This window comes from Gordonia sp. NPDC003376 (assembly GCF_053589235.1).
In genome coordinates, this window is the sequence record NZ_JBSFRM010000017.1 from 66,032 (window position 1) to 84,606 (window position 18,575).

The 18,575-nt window shown below is 68.4% G+C and carries 13 protein-coding genes; 10 read left to right on the top strand and 3 right to left on the bottom strand.

Translation table 11 applies throughout. The features are described from left to right. Window positions 1–23: 23 nt before the first annotated feature. Together ACWDUA_RS17140 and ACWDUA_RS17145 are read right to left on the bottom strand one after the other, a co-directional pair. Window positions 24–863 (bottom strand): alpha/beta hydrolase fold domain-containing protein, encoded by an 840-nt coding sequence (locus ACWDUA_RS17140; protein ID WP_449752201.1) that lies wholly within the window; start codon window positions 861–863, stop codon window positions 24–26. 191 nt (window positions 864–1,054) lie between these two features. Then, on the bottom strand, window positions 1,055–1,963 hold the full coding sequence (locus tag ACWDUA_RS17145) for a quinone oxidoreductase family protein (RefSeq protein ID WP_449752202.1): 909 nt from the start codon (window positions 1,961–1,963) through the stop codon (window positions 1,055–1,057). 236 nt (window positions 1,964–2,199) lie between these two features. Between ACWDUA_RS17145 and ACWDUA_RS17150 the strand changes: the two genes are divergently transcribed. The 10 genes from ACWDUA_RS17150 to rho all read left to right on the top strand — a co-directional run bounded on the left by ACWDUA_RS17150 (window position 2,200) and on the right by rho (window position 16,432). Further along, window positions 2,200–2,874, top strand: coding sequence for a TetR/AcrR family transcriptional regulator (locus ACWDUA_RS17150; protein ID WP_449752203.1), 675 nt, complete (start codon window positions 2,200–2,202; stop codon window positions 2,872–2,874). Between the two features lie 176 nt (window positions 2,875–3,050). Then, on the top strand, window positions 3,051–4,781 hold the full coding sequence (locus ACWDUA_RS17155; protein WP_449752204.1) for an amidohydrolase: 1,731 nt from the start codon (window positions 3,051–3,053) through the stop codon (window positions 4,779–4,781). Window positions 4,782–4,802: 21 nt separating this feature from the next. Then, window positions 4,803–5,978, top strand: coding sequence for a tyramine oxidase subunit B (locus ACWDUA_RS17160; protein ID WP_449752205.1), 1,176 nt, complete (start codon window positions 4,803–4,805; stop codon window positions 5,976–5,978). Next, window positions 5,975–7,117 carry an N-methyl-L-tryptophan oxidase gene (solA, locus tag ACWDUA_RS17165; RefSeq protein WP_449752206.1) on the top strand — a complete coding sequence of 381 codons (1,143 nt, stop codon included), beginning with the start codon at window positions 5,975–5,977 and terminating at the stop codon, window positions 7,115–7,117. The genes ACWDUA_RS17160 and solA overlap by 4 nt, the downstream gene beginning before the upstream one ends. Before the next feature lie 290 nt (window positions 7,118–7,407). Further along, window positions 7,408–9,060 carry an arginine--tRNA ligase gene (gene argS / locus ACWDUA_RS17170; RefSeq protein ID WP_449752207.1) on the top strand — a complete coding sequence of 551 codons (1,653 nt, stop codon included), beginning with the start codon at window positions 7,408–7,410 and terminating at the stop codon, window positions 9,058–9,060. Further along, on the top strand, window positions 9,057–10,472 hold the full coding sequence (gene lysA / locus ACWDUA_RS17175) for a diaminopimelate decarboxylase (RefSeq protein WP_449752208.1): 1,416 nt from the start codon (window positions 9,057–9,059) through the stop codon (window positions 10,470–10,472). The genes argS and lysA overlap by 4 nt, the downstream gene beginning before the upstream one ends. After that, a complete protein-coding gene (locus tag ACWDUA_RS17180; protein WP_449752209.1) occupies window positions 10,473–11,810 on the top strand; it encodes a homoserine dehydrogenase in 1,338 nt (445 codons plus the stop codon). Further along, the gene (gene thrC, locus ACWDUA_RS17185) at window positions 11,803–12,897 is read left to right on the top strand and encodes a threonine synthase (protein WP_449752210.1); all 1,095 of its coding nucleotides are present in this window, start codon (window positions 11,803–11,805) and stop codon (window positions 12,895–12,897) included. The genes ACWDUA_RS17180 and thrC overlap by 8 nt, the downstream gene beginning before the upstream one ends. Further along, window positions 12,878–13,858, top strand: coding sequence for a homoserine kinase (thrB, locus tag ACWDUA_RS17190; protein ID WP_449752211.1), 981 nt, complete (start codon window positions 12,878–12,880; stop codon window positions 13,856–13,858). Before thrC ends, thrB begins: the two co-directional genes overlap by 20 nt. Before the next feature lie 633 nt (window positions 13,859–14,491). Continuing rightward, on the top strand, window positions 14,492–16,432 hold the full coding sequence (gene rho / locus ACWDUA_RS17195) for a transcription termination factor Rho (protein ID WP_449752212.1): 1,941 nt from the start codon (window positions 14,492–14,494) through the stop codon (window positions 16,430–16,432). A gap of 114 nt (window positions 16,433–16,546) precedes the next feature. Here the strand turns inward: rho and ACWDUA_RS17200 are convergent, their stop codons facing one another. Further along, window positions 16,547–18,121 (bottom strand): aspartate:alanine exchanger family transporter, encoded by a 1,575-nt coding sequence (locus tag ACWDUA_RS17200; RefSeq protein WP_449752213.1) that lies wholly within the window; start codon window positions 18,119–18,121, stop codon window positions 16,547–16,549. Between the last annotated feature and the right edge of the window lie 454 nt (window positions 18,122–18,575).

Sequence of the window (18,575 nt, forward strand, 5' to 3'; positions counted from 1 at the left end):
AAGGACCCGGACACCCGCTCCGGTCAGCTGCTCTGAGGCGGTGTCGGACGCCGCAGGTGGTTGATCAGGTGAGACGAGGATGCACCGATGCCCAGGGGCCCCTCCAACGCCGAGTCCTCATGGCCGGCACCACCGATCACCAGGACCGCCGACTCGACGCCGTCCACGGTCATCCGGTCGTGCATGCGCCACGTCGGGCCCTGGTCGACCATGTGGTCCCGATCGCCCCAGATGTGGAGGAAGGGCGATGCCTTGCCGGTGACCGAGTGCAGCGGGCTGGCCGAACGGTGGCGTCGGTCGGCCGGATCGAACTGCTCGGCCCCCAGATACCGGGCCACCTCTGAACCGTGTAGGGGCATCTCGGCCGCCTCCAGCCATGAGCGATGGAACGAGGCGGCGAGGTCGAGCGGACTGGACCAGGTGACGACGGCGTCGGCAAACGGTGCGAGTGGACGGTCGACCAGTCCGCCGTCGGCGCCGACCACCGACTCCAGTCCCAGCAGCGCGGCGATCAACCCGCCGGCCGACGACCCCCACGCGCCGATCCGGTCGGTGGCCAGTCCGTGTTCGGGTCCGATCCGTTCGACCCACCTCACCGCGGCGCGAGCATCGAGAAGCTGGGCCGGGAACGGGGCCACATCGACGAACCGATACTGGATGGCCACGACGGCGATTCCGGTCCGAGCCATCGGGAGGAGTCGGGTGTCGAGGAAGTCCGTTCGATCGCCCATGGTCAGTCCGCCGCCGTGGATGTAGACCACGGCGGGAACCGGGCCGTCGACCTCGGGTCGGTGAACATCGGCATACAGGTCGGTGCCGTCCACCGACCGGTAGTGAAGATCGTGATGGCTGGATACGTGCACGCTGCCTCCTGAGGGTGGTCCGAAGATCGGGAACTGCGGAGGCGGCGGGCTCGTTCTGGCCGCACCTGTCTGGTGACGGGTTCGCCCCGATCCATGGGGCGGAACGTCATTCGTGCCGCCACGCCGCGTCCGGTCACAGCAAACGCCGGTGTGGGGAGTCCGGCCTCTGCCCAGTCCGCTGGACGAACCGGTCAGGTCAACCGGATCACGGCACGTCCGGTGAGCGATCCGGTCTCGAGTGCCCGCAGGGCATCGGCGATGTTCTCGAGTGCGAATTCCTCGATCGCGACCTCGAGCGCGCCGTCGGCGATCCGCGGCAACAGCGACCGGGCGATCGTCTCGGCACGAGTGGTGCGGCGCAACAGGTTGACCGGCAGGAGGGAGACATCGGAGTAGAACCAGCCGGGGAGATCGACCTCGAAGCGGGTACCCGCGGCGTAGCCCAGGCACGCGAGTGTTCCGCCTGCCGCGATCCACCGGATTCGGTCGCCGAGGCCGGGACCGCCGATGGTGTCGACCAGCAGGTCGAGGTCCCGGTCTGATTCGAGTGACGCGACGGCGCGTGGATCATCAAGGGAGACACCGTGGATGCCCCGGGGAAGGCGGTGGAGACGTTCGGTTCGCGAGACCAGCCCGATGACCTCGGCACCGGCGTCGCGTGCCAGCTGGACCGCCATCGAGCCCACCGCACCCGTCGCGCCGGTCACCAGTACCTTCTGCCCCGGTGTGAGCCCGCCGATGTCGAAGAGCGCGACGTGAGCGGTGGTGACGGGAACGAAGAAGGCGGCGGCCACCGCCGGTGGGAGCGGGGGATCCAGCGGCAGCAGGGTGTCGTCGTCGACGCACGCCAGCTCGCGCCAGGTGCCGTCGCGATCCAGGCCGAGGCTGCCGTCACGGAAGATCACCTGCGTTCCGACCGGGTGGACGTCCGATTCGAGGACGGTTCCCGCACCCTCGCATCCGGCCACGTACGGCAGCGGCGGGGCAAGGTCGAATTCGCCTGTGGCGATGGTGATGTCGAGATGGCTCACGGTTGCCGCGTCGATCCGCACCAGGGTCTGGCCGCGGCGCCGCACCGGATCGGGAAGACTCTCGATCACCGGCGACCCTCGCCAACCGTGAATACGCGCTGCGCGCAACGGTTCACCTCCCGACTCGTCGAACTCGGCGCCAGCATGACCGAAGGGAGCCTCCGCCCGCTTGTGGCCGGTCCGCTGGACGGACTGCACCGATATCGGCCATCGCCCCGGATGCTGTAGTCGAACCGTGGACCCGGCTCGGGCGAGGTGACCGGGCCGTCCACACGCTATCCGCGTCGAGAGCAGGGGAGATCGACATGTCAGATGATCGGGATTGCTCGTGGCGTCGAGCCGAGCCGCCGGGAAAGAACCCGGAGGGCCACGAGGGTGATCCGGACACGCGCGCACGGCTGCTGGACGCGGCCGTGCACATCGCGAGCACCCAGGGCCTGGACAAGGTCACCTACCGGTCGGTGGCCGCCCAGGCGGGCCTGTCGCACAGCCTCGTCCGCTTCTATTTCGGCAGCGGCGATGCGATGATCTCGCAGGCCCTGGCGCTCGCCGCCGAGCTCGACGCCGAGGAGTCGAATCTGCGGGCCGGGTCGATCGACGAGTTCGGATCGCACTTGCTGTCGGTGATGGGCGACGAACGCACCAGGGCGATGCTGCAATACGACTACCTGTTGCGTGCGGTGCGGGGTGGAATCCCGCTCGAGCGCGTGATCTCGGTCTATGACTTCTACATCGATCAGGTGTCGACCACATTGCGCAACGTCGGTATCGACGACGAGGACGGTGTGATCGCGTCGACCATCTTCGCGGCAGTCGACGGAATGATCCTGCAGCACGCCATCTATCGATCCGATGAGCGCACCGAGCAGATGCTGGGGGTGATCCGACGGCTGCTCGCGCGGTTGCAGGACGACCCCGCGACCGACCGCCTCGCCCGGCGAGAGGTCAACGGCTCCACTGCCACCGCCGATCGGCGGTGACGCGCACCGCATTCTCCCTCACGTCGCCGTCGGTGCCATCCGACGGGCCGGCCGAGGAAAGGTGTTCTCGGCTGCCCCGGCCCTCACCGGGGTCTCGCTCGGTCAGGTGACCCGCACAGGTCCGGCCAGCGGACCGCGGGAGGGCGCAGACGATGCCGCACAGCGACACTCGGAGCATGACGATCAAAGCGGCAGCAGACACCGTGCTGCGTGGTGGCCCGGTCCTCGACCTCTCCGACTGGCGCCCCGGCACCAGGGCGACCCCGGCATGGCTGGCGGGTCGGCCCAGGGCGATCGCGATCAAGGACGGGCAGATCACGGCGCTCGGTGACGACGCCGAAGCGTCGATCGGGGCACAGACCGAGGTCATCGAACTCGACGGGTCCACCGTCATTCCCGGGATCAACGACGGTCATCTGCACTTCACCGCGTTCTCGCTGACGGCCCACTCCTATGTCAAGATGGGCACCGATGTCTTCACATCGATCCGGCAGCTGGACACGTTCCTCACCGCCGACAAGGTCGACGACAGTGGCTGGATTCGCGGACATGGCTGGGACGCACTGGTTCTCGGACGCAACCTGACAGCTCGAGACATCGACCGCGCGCTGGAAAGAAACGGGATCACGGGGACCCCGGTCGTGCTCTTCGACTGGAGCGGACACTCGCTGACCGCGAATGCCGTCGCCCTGGAGCGGGCCGGGATCATCGCGGCGACACCCGACCCGGAAGGCGGGCTGATCGAACGCGACGATGCCGGTGCCCCGGCGGGCTTCCTCACCAACACCGCGATCGCCCCGCTCATCGAGATCATCCCCCCGGTACCCGGCGAACAGCTGCTCGCCGCCTATCGGGCGGGGCAGCGCGACCTGCATGCGCTGGGGATCACCGCGCTGACCGAGCCGGGCCTCGGCCCGGGTCACGCGTCGCTGCTGGACGGTTCGGGTTCGGTCGAGGCGTTGACCGCCCTCGGAGATCTCGCCGAGCGCGGTGATCTCACGATGCGCGTGTCGGTCCTGGTACTTCCGGTCGGCACCGGCGGATGCAATGCCGCGCAGGTCCGCGAGCACCTCGACACGGGTCTGGCGCGCGTCTACGACGATCGTGAGATCGACCCGGACCGACTGCGGATCTCCGGGGTCAAGGTGTTCGCCGACGGTACCCCGCAGAGCGGCACCACCTGGCACAAGGAACCGGTGCACGAGGCCATCAATCCGCCGGGACATCAGTGCGGGCACATGGTGATCGCCGGGGATTCCGACGCCGACAAGGTGGCCGAGCTCCGCGAGATCATCCGCACCGTCGACGCCGCCGGCCTGCAGGTGGGCGTGCATGCGATCGGGGATCAGACGGTCGAGACGGTGATCGACACGATCGCCGAGGTCGCCCCGAACAGCTCCGGTCGCCACTACGTCATCCACACCACCGAACTGTATCCCGAGGGGATGAAAGTACTGGCGGACAACGGTATCGGGGCCTGCTTCAATCCTGCGATCGTCGCCACATTCGCCACCACGCTGCCTGTCGGTCGCCGGCGCCGCACCGAACCGATCGCGTCGGCGCTGCACGCCGGCGTCCATGTCGGGATGACCTCCGATGCCCCCGTGGCCACGGAGGACTGGCGTCCGGCGGTGGTGTACACGGTCTCCCGCTCGCACTTCTGGGAAGGGGCGGTTCCGGTGGACGACGACGAGGGGATCACCACCCTGGATGCGCTGGCATTGCTGACCCGCGAGGCCGCATACCGGGAGCGGTGTGATCATCTTCGCGGAACCCTCGCGCCGGGGCAGCGTGCCGATCTCGCCGTGATCAGCGGTCGGTGGCCCGATGACGACGAGGTCGAATCGCTTCTCGGCCGACCCGTCGAGCTCACCATGGTCGACGGGGTCATCGTGCACCGGTCGTGACGCCGGACCACGGAACAAACGATGCCGGACCACTCGAATTCTCACAGCTCGTCGCGGAAGGACAACGTGAACAACCCCATCGACTTCCTGTATCTCTCGGAACCCGACATGATCGCCGCAGGGGTCGCCGACATGACCGGTTGCATCGACGCCATGCAGGAGACCCTGGTGCTGACCCATCGCGGTGACTTCCGGATGTCGGGCCCGGACGGGGATTCCCACGGTGCACAGGTCAGCTTTCCCACGGAGAGTGCCTTCGAGGGAATGCCGACCGACTCCGTCGACCGGCGCTTCATGGCGATGCCCGCATATCTCGGCGGGAGCTTCGGCACGACCGGGGTCAAGTGGTACGGGTCGAATGTCGCCAACCGCGAGAAGGGACTTCCCCGGTCGATCCTCATGTTCATGCTCAGCGACACCGAGACCGGGGCACCGCTGGCACTGATGTCGGCGAACCTGCTGTCGGCGTTCCGGACCGGCGCGGTCCCCGGGGTCGGCGCCCGGTTCCTCGCCCGGGAGGATTCGAGCGTGGTGGGAATCGTCGGCCCCGGCGTGATGGCGCGAACGTCGTTGGCCGCCTTCGTGAGTGCCTGTCCCAAGATCGACACGGTGAAGATCCGGGGGCGCGGCCGGGCCAACCTCGACGCCTTCACCCGGTGGGCCGCCGAGGAATTCCCCCAGATCACCGTGGTGGAGGTGGACAGCGTCGAGGCGGCGGTCCGCGACAGCGACATCGTCACGTTCTGCACGTCCAACGAGATCGGTGATCCCAGCCGCTATCCCACCGTCGAACGCCGGTGGGTCGCGCCCGGCGCGTTCCTGAGCATGCCGGCGAGCTGCTCGATGGATGCGGCGATGGAGGCACCGGATGTGCGCAAGGTGATGGATCACATCGGCCTGTACGAATCATGGGCCAAGGAACTGCCGTACCCGGTCCATCACACGATTCCCGTGATCGGATGCCGGTTCACCGACATGGTCGTCGAGGGAGCGATGACCGCGTCGGATCTCGCCGATCTCGGCGCGGTTGCGGCCGGGGATCAGGTGGGGCGCCGGGACGACGACGAGATCGTGGTGTTGTCGGTGGGCGGGATGCCGGTCGAAGATGTCGCGTGGGGCACCGTCGTGTACCGCAACGCGCTGGCCCGCGGTATCGGCACCGTGCTGAACCTGTGGGAAAGCCCGGTGCTGGCGTGAACGGGGATCGGCGTTGGCCGGTGATCGTCGTCGGCCTCGGATCACTGGGGTCGATGGCATCGTGGCAGCTGGCACGACGGGGTGTCGAGGTCCTCGGCCTCGAACAGTTCGGTCGGATTCACACCCGCGGTGCGTACTCGGGCGAGTCGCGCCTGTTCCGGGTGGCCGCGAAGGAAAGCCGATTGTTCACGCCGTCGCTGCTGCGATCCCGGACGCTGTGGCAGGAACTCGGCGAGGCGTACGGCCGGGATGTCCTGCTGCCGACCGGGGCGCTGAGCATTGCGTCCCAGGGTGACGCGAACATCGAGGAAACGCTCACCGCCATCGCGGATTTCGACCTTCCGCACGAGGTCCTGAGTGCCGCGGAGCTGCGCGTGCGGTACCCGCAGTTCCACATCGAGGACGACGACCTCGGTGTCCTCGATGCGCTCGGTGGTGCGATGCGCCCGGAGATGGCGGTCGCTGCGGCCATCGATCAGGCACTCACGCACGGTGCGACATTCGGCTTCGACACGGCAGTGCAGTCGATCGAGCCGGATGCCGGTGGGGTGCGGGTGGAGACCGACAGTGGGGTCCATCTGGCCGAACGGGTCATCGTGACCTCGGGTGCCTGGACCACCCGGCTGCTGCCCGAGCTCGCCGATCTCGTCTGCAGCAGAGCGTTCGCGCTGAGCTGGCTGATGCCCCGGCACATCGAACGCTTCACCCCGGATCGCTTCCCGGGATTCATGCGTGATCTCGGTTCGACGCACGCGTTCGGTGTCCCGACTCTCGACGGATACAGCATCAAGATCTGCCCGGAGATCGAGTTCGACACCGTCGCCGATGTGGACGACCAGCAGACCACGTTGAGTCGGGACCAACTCCGGTGGATGGGTGAGCAGGCGCAGCGGATCATCCCGGACCTGATTCCCGAGGTGGTCCGGTGGTCGCTGCACTCCGACTCGTGGACCGACAATCGGATGCCGATCGTCGACATGGTTCACGGCGATGCCGTCGTGGTGGCAACAGCACTGAGCGGCAACGGATTCAAGTTCGCTCCCGTGTGGGGCGAGGTGCTCGCCGACCTGGCCACCGACGGGCGGTCGGCGCTGATGGAACCAGAGTTCACGATCGCGGGTCACCGCCGGGCAGGGTGAGCGGCCGGGTCATGGTGAGCCGACGTCGCCGGAGGCGGGCGTGTGTTGGGCCGGAGGCGGGGCGGCATGGAGTCGGTCGAAGAAGACCGACCGGGGGTGCTGACCTCGGCGTCCCGAGCAGAGGGTGCCGAGGTCGCCGATCCGGGAGATCAGCCCGATCCGACGGTTTGTGACCCGGCCGTTCCGGATCCCGGGTGGTATCGGCTTCCGGCGGGGCGGACCGGGACACCTCGGGCGTCCACCCGAGCCGATTGTTCCCGCTCAGGGCCCGCCCAATAGGATGGTGTGTTGTGACTCCCGCCGACCTTGCCGTGCTCTTGAGCACCGTGACCCGAGGTGTCGTCGCCGACCACGGCCTCGACACCTCGCTGGTCCCCGATTCGATCGTGGTCGAGCGCCCGCGCAGCGCCGACCACGGTGACTACGCCACCAACATCGCACTCCAACTGGGCAAGCGCCTCGGCGTCGCCCCGCGTGACCTGGCCGGCTGGCTGGCAGATGCCTTCGCCGCCACCGAGGGGATCGAGAAGGCCGAGGTCGCAGGCCCGGGATTCGTCAACGTCTGGCTTGCCGCCGCTGCGCAGAACACCGTGATCAGCGCCGTCCTCGAGCAGGGGGAGAACTACGGTCGCGGTGACGAGATCGCCGACAAGGTGATCAACCTCGAGTTCGTGTCCGCCAACCCGACCGGCCCGATCCACCTCGGCGGAACCCGCTGGGCCGCGGTCGGTGATGCACTCGGACGCGTCCTGGCGGCCCGCGGTGCGCAGGTCACCCGCGAGTACTACTTCAACGACCACGGCTCCCAGATCGACCGGTTCGCCCGGTCGCTGGAGGCGTCGGCGCAGGGCCTTCCCGCCCCCGAGGACGGTTACGCGGGCGAGTACATCGTCGACATCGCCGAGCAGGTCGTCACCAAGGTCCCCGGTGTCCTCGATCTCCCGGAGGCCGAGCGGGTCGAGACCTTCCGCGCCGAGGGCGTGGAGCTGATGTTCGGCCACATCAAGTCCAGCCTGCACGAGTTCGGCACCGACTTCGACGTCTACACCCACGAGAACTCCATGTTCACCTCGGGTCTGGTGGACCGGTGCATCACCGAGCTCAAGGCCAACGGCAACCTGTACGAGGCCGACGGCGCGTGGTGGCTGCGGACCACCGACTACGGCGACGACAAGGATCGTGTCGTCATCAAGAGTGACGGCGAGGCCGCCTACATCGCCGGCGACATCGCCTACTACCAGGACAAGCGCGACCGCGGCTTCAACCTGTGCATCTACATGCTCGGTGCCGATCATCACGGCTACATCAAGCGCCTCAAGGCGGCCGCCGCATCGCTCGGTGACGACCCCGAGACCGTCGAGGTGTTGATCGGCCAGATGGTCAACCTGGTCAAGGACGGCAAGCCGGTCCGGATGTCCAAGCGCGCCGGAACGGTCATCACCCTCGACGACCTCGTCGACGCCGTCGGTGTGGACGCGGCCCGTTATGCGCTGATCCGTTCGTCGATCGACGTCAACATCGACATCGACCTCGACCTGCTGGCCAAGCAGTCGAACGACAACCCGGTCTATTACGTGCAGTACGCGCACGCCCGGCTGTCGGCGCTCGGCCGCAATGCCGGCGAGCTGGGTCTCACCGCGAGCACCGAGCACCTCGAGCTGCTCGACAGCGATCCCGAGGCCGACCTGATCAAGACGATCGGCGACTTCGACGAGGTGGTCACGACCGCGGCCACCCTGCGTGAACCGCACCGCGTGTGCCGCTACCTGGAGACGCTCGCGGGCACCTACCACCGCTTCTACGCGCACTGCCGTGTGCTCCCGCAGGGTGACGAGGCAGCCGGCGACATCCACCGGGCCCGACTCGCCCTGTGTGCCGCAAGCCGGCAGGTCCTCGCCAACGGGCTCGAGCTCGTCGGCGTCACGGCACCGGAGCGGATGTGAACGCGCATCCGGCCGGCCCGCGCCACGCCGAGCCTCCGGCCGCACCCGGCCTGGCGCAGAAGCCCGACGACCCGGCCGTCCTCGCCGCGATCCCGGCCGCGGTGTACCCGCGCAACGCCGTCCGCGGCGACTCCGGTGAGCTGACCATCGCCGGTGTCGGCGTGGCAGAACTCGCCGAGACCTACGGCACCCCGCTGTTCGTGATCGACGAGGCCGACTTCCGGTCGCGTTGCGCCGACATGATGGAGGCATTCGGTCCCTACGGCCGCGTGCACTACGCCTCCAAGGCCTTCCTGTGCACCGAGATCGCCCGGTGGGTGGAGCAGGAGGGCCTCTCGCTCGACGTCTGCTCTGGCGGTGAGCTGGCGATCGCGCTGCACGCCGGGTTCCCGCCCGAGCGGATCGCCTTGCACGGCAACAACAAGAGCGAGACCGAACTGGCCGCAGCGCTCGACGCCGGGGTGGGCCACGTGGTGCTCGACTCGATGATCGAGATCGACCGGCTCGATGCCCTCGCCGGTGAGCGCGGTGTGGTCGCCGACGTCCTGGTGCGTGTGACCGTCGGTGTGGAGGCACACACCCACGAGTTCATCTCGACCGCCCACGAGGACCAGAAGTTCGGGTTCTCGCTGTCCGGCGGGGTCGCGATGGAGGCGGTTCGCCGTGTCTTCGCGACCGACAACCTGCGTCTGGTCGGCCTGCACAGCCACATCGGTTCGCAGATCTTCGACATGGACGGATTCGAACTCGCCGCCCACCGCGTCCTCGGCCTGCTGCACGACGTCGTCGCCGAGTTCGGGGTCGAGAAGACCTCGCAGATGGCAATCGTCGATCTCGGTGGCGGACTGGGCATCTCGTATGTGCCGGAGGACCGGCCGCTGCCGATCGGGGCGGTTGCCGAGCGCCTGGCCGAGATCGTGCGCAAGGAGTCGTCGGCCGTCGGACTGCCCATGCCGACCCTGGCCGTCGAGCCCGGCCGCGCCATCGCCGGACCCGGCACCGTCACCCTCTACCGCGTCGGCACCATCAAGGACGTCGAACTCGGTGGCGACGTGACCCGTCGGTACGTGTCGGTCGACGGCGGCATGAGCGACAACATCCGCACCGTGCTCTACGACGCCGAGTACGACGTCCGGCTGGTGTCCCGGGTGTCCGACGCGAGCGCTGTGGTCAGCCGCGTCGTCGGCAAACACTGCGAGACCGGTGACATCGTGATCAAGGACTGCTGGCTGCCCGAGGACCTCGGGCCCGGTGACCTCATCGCGGTCGCCGCGACCGGCGCCTACTGTTATTCGATGTCCTCGCGCTACAACATGGCGATGCGACCGGCCGTGGTCGGCGTGGCCGACGGTGGATCACGCGTGATCCTGCGCCGCGAGACCATCGACGATTTCCTGAGGTTGGAGACCTAGGTGAACACACAGACAGACAACCCCACCGGGGAACGGACCGAGGCCCGTAGCATCGGGGTGGCGGTGCTCGGCATGGGCAACGTCGGTACCGAGGTCGTGCGGATCCTCGACGAGAGTGCCGCGGACCTGCGTGCCCGCGTCGGCGCCGACCTGGTGTTGCGCGGGGTGGCGGTCCGTGACCTCGACAAGCCGCGCAAGATCGACCCGACCCTGCTGACCGCCGATCCCGAATCGCTGGTCACCCGCGACGATGTGGACATCGTGGTGGAGCTGATGGGCGGCATCGACCCCGCCCGCGCGCTGATCCGCAAGGCACTCGAGCGCGGCAAGTCGGTGGTGACGGCCAACAAGGCACTGCTGGCGGAGTACACCGGCGAACTGGCGACGGCCGCCGCGACGGCCAAGGCCGACCTGTACTTCGAGGCGGCCGTGGCCGGTGCGATCCCGGTGATCCGCCCGCTGACCCAGTCGCTGGCCGGTGACACCGTCGAACGCGTCGCCGGAATCGTCAACGGCACCACCAACTTCATCCTCTCGGCGATGTCCGAGACCGGTGCCGACTACGCCGATACGCTCGCCGAGGCGGGCCGCCTGGGCTACGCCGAGGCCGACCCGACCGCCGACGTCGAGGGCTACGACGCCGCCGCCAAGGCCGCGATCCTCGCGTCGATCGCGTTCCACACCCGCGTCACCGCTGCCGACGTGTACCGCGAGGGCATCAGCGCGGTCACCGCCGACGACCTCGTCGCCGCACGCAAGTTCGACTGCACCATCAAGCTGCTGGCGATCTGTGAGCGTGTGCGCGACGACGAAGGCGCACAAAGTGTCTCGGCGCGGGTCTATCCGGCGCTGATCCCGCTGACCCATCCGTTGGCGTCGGTCAACGGGGCGTTCAACGCCGTCGTGGTCGAGGCGCAGAACGCCGGCCGCCTGATGTTCTACGGTCAGGGCGCCGGCGGTGCACCGACCGCGTCGGCGGTGCTCGGTGATCTCGTGATGGCCGCCCGCAACAAGGTCAACGGCGGCCGTGGGCCGCTCGAGTCCACCTATGCGTCGCTGCCGATCGCGCCGATCGACGACGTGCCGACCCGCTACTACGTCTCGATGCGGGTGGCCGACCGCCCCGGGGTCCTCGCACAGATCGCCAACGAGTTCTCCAAGCGTTCGGTGAGTCTGGCCGCGGTCCGGCAGGAGGGGGCGGGTGACGATGCCCGTCTCAACGTCGTGACCCATCGGGCGCCCGACCGTGCACAGTCGGAATGTGTTGCAGCCCTAGAAGACATGGACGCCGTGATCAAGGTGTCGAGCGTCCTGCGATTGGAAGGTACCGATGACTGACACCACCTCAAGCGTTCCCGCGCCGGTGCACAAGGGCTGGCCCGGCCTGATCGAGGCCTACCGGTCACGGCTGCCCGTCGCCGACGACTGGAAGGTGGTGACCCTCCTCGAGGGAGCCACCCCGCTGATCACGGCGCCGCATCTGTCCGAGATCACCGGCTGTGAGGTGTATCTGAAGGTCGAGGGCCTCAACCCGACCGGCTCCTTCAAGGACCGTGGCATGACCATGGCGGTCAGCAACGCGGTCAACAACGGCAAGACCGCGGTGCTCTGCGCGTCCACCGGCAACACCTCGGCGTCGGCGGCCGCCTATGCCACCCGCGCCGGGATCACCTGTGCCGTCCTGATCCCCGAGGGCAAGATCGCGATGGGCAAGCTCGCCCAGGCGGTCATGCACGGTGCCAAGATCATCCAGGTGCAGGGCAATTTCGACGACTGTCTCGAGCTGGCCCGCAAGGCCACCGCCGAGTTCGGTGAGATCGAGCTCGTGAACTCGGTCAACCCGGCCCGCATCGAGGGCCAGAAGACCGCGGCGTTCGAGATCGTCGACGTCCTCGGCCGTGCTCCCGACGTGCACGCCCTGCCGGTCGGCAACGCGGGCAACATCACCGCGTACTGGAAGGGCTACACCGAGTACCACGCCGACGGTGTCTCCACGACACTGCCGAGGATGCTGGGCACCCAGGCCGCCGGTGCGGCGCCGCTGGTGCTCGGTGAGCCGGTCAAGAACCCGGAGACCATCGCGACCGCCATCCGGATCGGCGCACCGGCCAGCTGGAACCAGGCCGTCGCTGCCAAGGAGCAGTCCGGTGGCCAGTTCCGCGCCGCCACCGACGAGAAGCTGCTCGAGGCATACCGTCTGATCGCCGGGCGCGAGGGCATCTTCGTGGAGCCCGCCTCCGCGGCGAGCGTCGCCGGTCTGCTGGCGGCCCGTGAAGAGGGCTGGGTGTCCAAGGGTGAGCTCGTGGTCTGCACGGTCACCGGCAACGGCCTCAAGGACCCCGACACCGCGCTGTCGGGGATGCCCGAGGTGGAGACGATCCAGGTCGATCCGGTGGCGGTGGCCCATGCCCTCGGCGTCGCCTGAGATCGACCGAGCATCACAGATGGTCACGCCGGATACGGTTCATCATCAACTGCCCGAAGGCCTTTCGGTCCGTGTGCGAGTTCCTGCATCCAGCGCCAACCTGGGCCCGGGATTCGACTGCCTGGGCATCGCACTGGGTATCCACGACGAGATCACCGTGGCGACCACGGCCCGCGGGATCACCGTCGACGTGGCCGGTGAGGCCGCCACCGACGTCCCGCTGGACGCCAATCACCTCGTCGTGCGGGCGGTGCTGGGCGGGTTGGCGCACGCCGGTTTCTCGGTGGCCGGCCTGCACCTGTCGGCGACCAACGTGATCCCGCATTCCCGTGGCCTGGGATCGTCTGCGGCAGCGGCGGTCTCGGGGCTGGCCGCGGCATCGGGTCTGCTCGTCGCCTCGGGTCGGGCCGACCGGCTCACCGTCGACGAGATGGTGCAGCTCTCCAGCGAGTTCGAGGGCCACCCCGACAACGCCGCAGCGAGTGTCCTCGGTTCGGCCGTGGTCACCTGGACCGAGTCGATCGATGGGCTCGACCGCTACCATGCGCGTCGGCTGCGGGTGCACCCCGACATCTGTGCCACGGTCTTCGTCCCGGAGACCGAGTCGTCCACCGCGGTCACCCGCGGACTGCTTCCCGATGAGGTGCCGCGCGTCGATGCGGTGGCCAATCTCAGCCGATCGGCCCTGGCCGTCGTCGCACTGACCTCCGACCCGAGCTGTCTGCTCGCGGCCACCGAGGATCGTCTGCACCAGCCGTACCGGGCCGAGGCCATGCGGCCGACCGCCGATCTGGTGGCGGCACTGCGGGCCCGCGGCCATGCCGCGACCGTCTCCGGTGCCGGACCGAGCGTGCTCGTCCTCGGCTCCGGTCCGCTGCCCGCGGATGCCCGCTCGTTGGGTGTCGAGTTCGGGTTCGCCCCGAAGTCGGTGGAGATCGCCGGCGGGGTGGAGATCGCCTGACGCGGGACGGGGCCGGGCCGCTGAGGCCCTCGGGCGTCGCCCCCGGCGGGCATGTCCGGCGATGCCACCGGTACGGGAGCCGTTCGTGGCATGGGCGGTTCAGGGTACGGCCCATGTCCGGTGTCGCCGTGTTCCCAGAGGTGCGCGCACCGGCACCGCACGGAGTCGGGGGCGGCGGTCACCGGCGTGCCGCACGGACACCATCTCCACCGAGACGGCTGCGCGACGCGCCGGTCGGGGCGTACACCGGCCCGCCCGGTTGTTCCCGGGGCGGGATTCGGGTACGTGGGAACAATGAGGCGGATCGGCGTGTTGCTCCCATTGTGGTCGCGGGTTATCATAAGCTCGTCTAGCCGCGAAGGCTCGTTCAGCCGTGTATCTCGGGTGATCAAGATCTCGAAACAATCCGCGTGATCCCGACTCTGCGATCACCGGCAGCGATCTGCGAGCTTCGTGCCGTTCTCGAGCCGGCAGTTCTCTTGCGCCGAGCGCAGGATGACACTCGCAGCGCGACCCTGATCTCTGACCCCGTCCACCGAGGACGGGAATCCCCCGGACCCGCACACCGTCGGACCCGGGAGGTGGAATGAAGCCCTCCGTGGACGTTACCTGCGGAGGAACGAAAGGATATCCGTGACCGATACGGACCTGATCACCGCGCCGGCTTCACCCGACAACGATTCTGCGGGTGCCGGCGCGCCCAAGACCCGCACCCGCGCAGCCCGCACCGGGCTGTCCGGCATGGTCTTGAGCGAGCTGCGTGCCCTGGCCGGTGAGCTGGGCATCAAGGGGACCTCCGGCATGCGCAAGGGCGATCTGATCGCCGCGATCAAGGAGCGCCAGGCCGCGGCCTCGCCGAAGGCCGCTGCCCCCGAACAGATGACACTCGCCGACGAGGTGCCGGCCCCCCGTACCCGACGCACCACCAAGAAGGCCGACGCCGCCAAGGCCGAGGCCGCACAGCCCGCAGGTGGTGCTGCGGTAGCCGAGCCGGAGAAGACCGAGGCCGCCAAGGCCCAGTCGACCAAGAGCGACGCACCCAAGGCCGACGCGGCCAAGACGGCCGCTCCGAAGGCCGAGGCCGCCGCTAACGATGCGAAGAACGTCGAGACCAGGACCGACGACGAGTCGGGTGAGGGCGGCGCGCGCAATCGCAACAACCGCAACCGCAATCGCGAGAGCAATCAGAACCGCGAGGGCAACCAGAGCCGCGAGGGCGGGCAGGGCCGCGACAACGGTGGCAACCGGGACAATCGCAACGCCCAGGGCAACCAGGGCGGTAGCGGCCCGGCCGGCAACCGCAACAACAACAACGACGAGGACGACGAGCAGGGCGGTCGCCGCCGCGGCCGCCGATTCCGCGAGCGTCGTCGTGGACGTGAGCGTGAGGGCGGCACCTCGACCGAGCCGCAGGTGAGTGAGGACGACGTCCTGCAGCCGGTCGCCGGCATCCTCGACGTCCTCGACAACTACGCCTTCGTCCGGACCTCCGGCTACCTGGCCGGCCCGAACGACGTCTATGTGTCGATGAACCTGGTGCGCAAGAACGGATTGCGTCGTGGTGACGCCATCACCGGTGCGGTCAAGGTGCCCCGTGAGGGCGAGCAGCCCAACCAGCGGCAGAAGTTCAACCCGCTGGTCCGGCTCGACACCGTCAACGGCGGAGACGTCGAGGCCGCGCGCAAGCGGGCCGAGTTCAACAAGCTCACCCCGCTGTACCCCAACCAGCGACTGCGCCTGGAGACCACCCCGGATCGCCTGTCGACCCGCGTGATCGACCTGATCATGCCGATCGGCAAGGGCCAGCGTGCGCTGATCGTGTCCCCGCCGAAGGCCGGTAAGACCACGATCCTGCAGGACATCGCCAACGCGATCACCACCAACAACCCGGAATGCCACCTGATGGTGGTGCTCGTCGACGAGCGTCCGGAAGAGGTCACCGACATGCAGCGCTCGGTGAAGGGTGAGGTCATCGCCTCCACCTTCGACCGTCCGCCGTCAGATCACACCTCGGTCGCCGAACTCGCCATCGAGCGCGCCAAGCGCCTCGTCGAGGGCGGCAAGGACGTCGTGGTACTGCTCGACTCGATCACCCGCCTCGGCCGCGCCTACAACAACGCATCGCCGGCATCGGGCCGCATCCTGTCCGGTGGTGTCGACTCGACCGCGCTGTACCCGCCGAAGCGTTTTCTGGGTGCCGCCCGCAACATCGAGAACGGCGGTTCGCTGACCATCATCGCCTCGGCATTGGTGGAGACCGGTTCGACCGGTGACACCGTGATCTTCGAGGAGTTCAAGGGCACCGGCAACGCCGAGCTCAAGCTCGATCGCAAGATCGCCGAGCGTCGTGTCTTCCCGGCGGTCGACGTCAACTTGTCGAGCACCCGTAAGGACGAGCTGCTGCTGGCTCCTGAGGAGTTCGCGATCGTGCACAAGCTGCGTCGCGTGCTCAGCGGTCTCGACTCCCAGCAGGCGATCGACCTGCTGGTCAGCCAACTGAAGAAGACCCGCAACAACATCGAGTTCCTGATGCAGGTGCAGACCAACGCCCCGGGAGCGATGAAGGACGACTAGGGTCGGCGACGATTCTCCGACGACACCCGTCGGGTGCATGGCGACATGCGCTCGGCGGGTGTCGTCGTCCGGGGAGAAGCCGGTGCTCTGCCGGGGCGATCCGGTCCGCAGGCCTCAGATCGCCGAGAGGATCTGCGCGAGAAGGATCTTCACCACCATTGCTGCCGGGTACACCAGGGCGTAGCCCAGAGCGATACGCGGATCGTCGTGCCCGCGGGCATTGGCGAACGCCAGATGTGCGGGGTTGGTCTGGGTACCGGCGAGAACGCCTGCGAGACGGACCTTTCCGGTCCGCAACACCCATCGGCACGCGGCGTACATGCCCACCGCCATCACCAGGGAACAGGCTGCTCCGGTGACCAGCATGTCCACGATGGCGCCGCTGGTGAACGCATCGAGGATCAGCGACCCGGCCTTGGTGCCGGCGTAGGCGAGGAACAGCAGCAGCCCCAGTTCGGTGATCACCTGCGCCGAGGTCAGCGGCATCGAGGTGACGATGGGTCCGATGCGTCCGACCCGGCCCAGGATCAACCCGACGACCAGGGTTCCGGCCGCAGCCCCCAGCGACAGGGTGCCCAGTCCGGGCACCGGGATCGGCACCAACCCCACGGCGAGACCGATCGCGATGCCGAATCCCAGTGCGACCGCATTGATCTCGGTGAGGCCGCGCGACGAGTCGCCGAGCATGCCTGCGACCTGACCGATCTGTTCGGGGGGCGCCACCACGCGGACACGGTCACCGAGTTGCAGTGGGGTGTCCGCGGTGGCCACCAGATCGGTGTCGCCGCGGCGCAGACGGGTGATGGCGGCGTCGTAACGGTCGAGTTCGAGGTCCCGGATGCGTCGCCCGGCCCATCGCGGCGCCGACACGGTGATCCGACGGAAGTCCAGTGCGCTGCGGTCGGCGGTGAGATCGTGCGAGGAGCGATGTCCGATCTCGTCGACGAGGGCGTCGACCTCCGACGGCGGCCCGACCACGGTCACCAGGTCGCCATGACGCAGGGACTGGTCGTCGCCGACGGGTTCGGGAGGCTCGGCCGGATCATGGGCCAGCCGGGAGAAGGTGAGTCGGTTGCCGTGCCGGTCCCGCAGATCGGCGACGGTCACATCGGCACTCTCCACCCTGACCGTGAGATCGATCACTTTCTCGGGGGTGTCGGGGTCGGGATTGCCGAATCGGAAGGCGAGCGCGACCATCACGAGCATCAGGATCACACCGAAGATGTATGCCGTGGCATAGCCGACGGTGGCCTCGGCGGACCCGCCGGCCGCGGCGAGAGCCGGGGTGTTGGTCACCGCGCCGGCGAACGTCCCGGCGATCGCGGTGGGGGACAACCCGAACGCCGACCCGACCAGATACACGGTCACCGCGGCCACGCACACCACCACCGAGACCGTCACCACCAGCTGCCACGCGGTGCGCAGTGATGCAAAGAAGCTCGGTCCCGCAACGAGTCCCGTGGTGAAGGCGAACAGGACCAGGCCCAGGTTGCCGATCACCTCGGGCAGGGTGAGTTCGATGTCGACGGCGCTGCCGACCGCGGTCAGGACGATCGCGGTGAAGAGCACCGCGGCCGGTCCGAGACCCACGCCGCGTACCTGGACGCGGCCGATCGCCACCCCGATCCCGACGATCAGGGCCAGATAGATCAGGGGTTGATCGGCGAACATCCCCAGGATCGCGGTCATCGTGCCACCTGCTCGGCCATGCGAGCAGTATCGGCGCCCGGGGCGGGTCCTGCACGGGACGGGTGGCGGTGATTTCGGCTCGACCGTCGACGGCCCGCACCCGCGATCGCTGATCGAGCCGGGACCGAGCGTCGCGAGGACCCGTGTCGAAATCTCTGTGGCGTGCGTCGGGAGGTGATCACCTGCGGGGTGGTTGCGTGGTGGGCTCGGCCGGTGGGGGTGTCGACTCGACCGTCGGGGAGGATCGCGTGCGCGGTCGCTGATTGAGCCGGGACCGAGCGTCGCGAGGACCCGTGTCGAAATCTCTGTGGCGTGCGTCGGGAGGTGGTCACCTGCGGGGTGGTTGCGTGGTGGGCTGGGCCGGTGGGGGTGTCGACTCGACCGTCGGGGAGGATCGCGTGCGCGGTCGCTGATTGAGCCGGGACCGAGCGTCGCGAGGACCCGTGTCGAAATC

Coding starts and splice junctions, on each gene's coding strand:
- thrC (WP_449752210.1), top strand. CDS start 11,803: ATGACTGACACCACCTCAAGCGTTCCCGCGCCGGTGCACAAGGGCTGG.
- ACWDUA_RS17200 (WP_449752213.1), bottom strand. CDS start 18,121: ATGACCGCGATCCTGGGGATGTTCGCCGATCAACCCCTGATCTATCTG.
- ACWDUA_RS17150 (WP_449752203.1), top strand. CDS start 2,200: ATGTCAGATGATCGGGATTGCTCGTGGCGTCGAGCCGAGCCGCCGGGA.
- ACWDUA_RS17155 (WP_449752204.1), top strand. CDS start 3,051: ATGACGATCAAAGCGGCAGCAGACACCGTGCTGCGTGGTGGCCCGGTC.
- ACWDUA_RS17160 (WP_449752205.1), top strand. CDS start 4,803: ATGCCGGACCACTCGAATTCTCACAGCTCGTCGCGGAAGGACAACGTG.
- thrB (WP_449752211.1), top strand. CDS start 12,878: ATGCCCTCGGCGTCGCCTGAGATCGACCGAGCATCACAGATGGTCACG.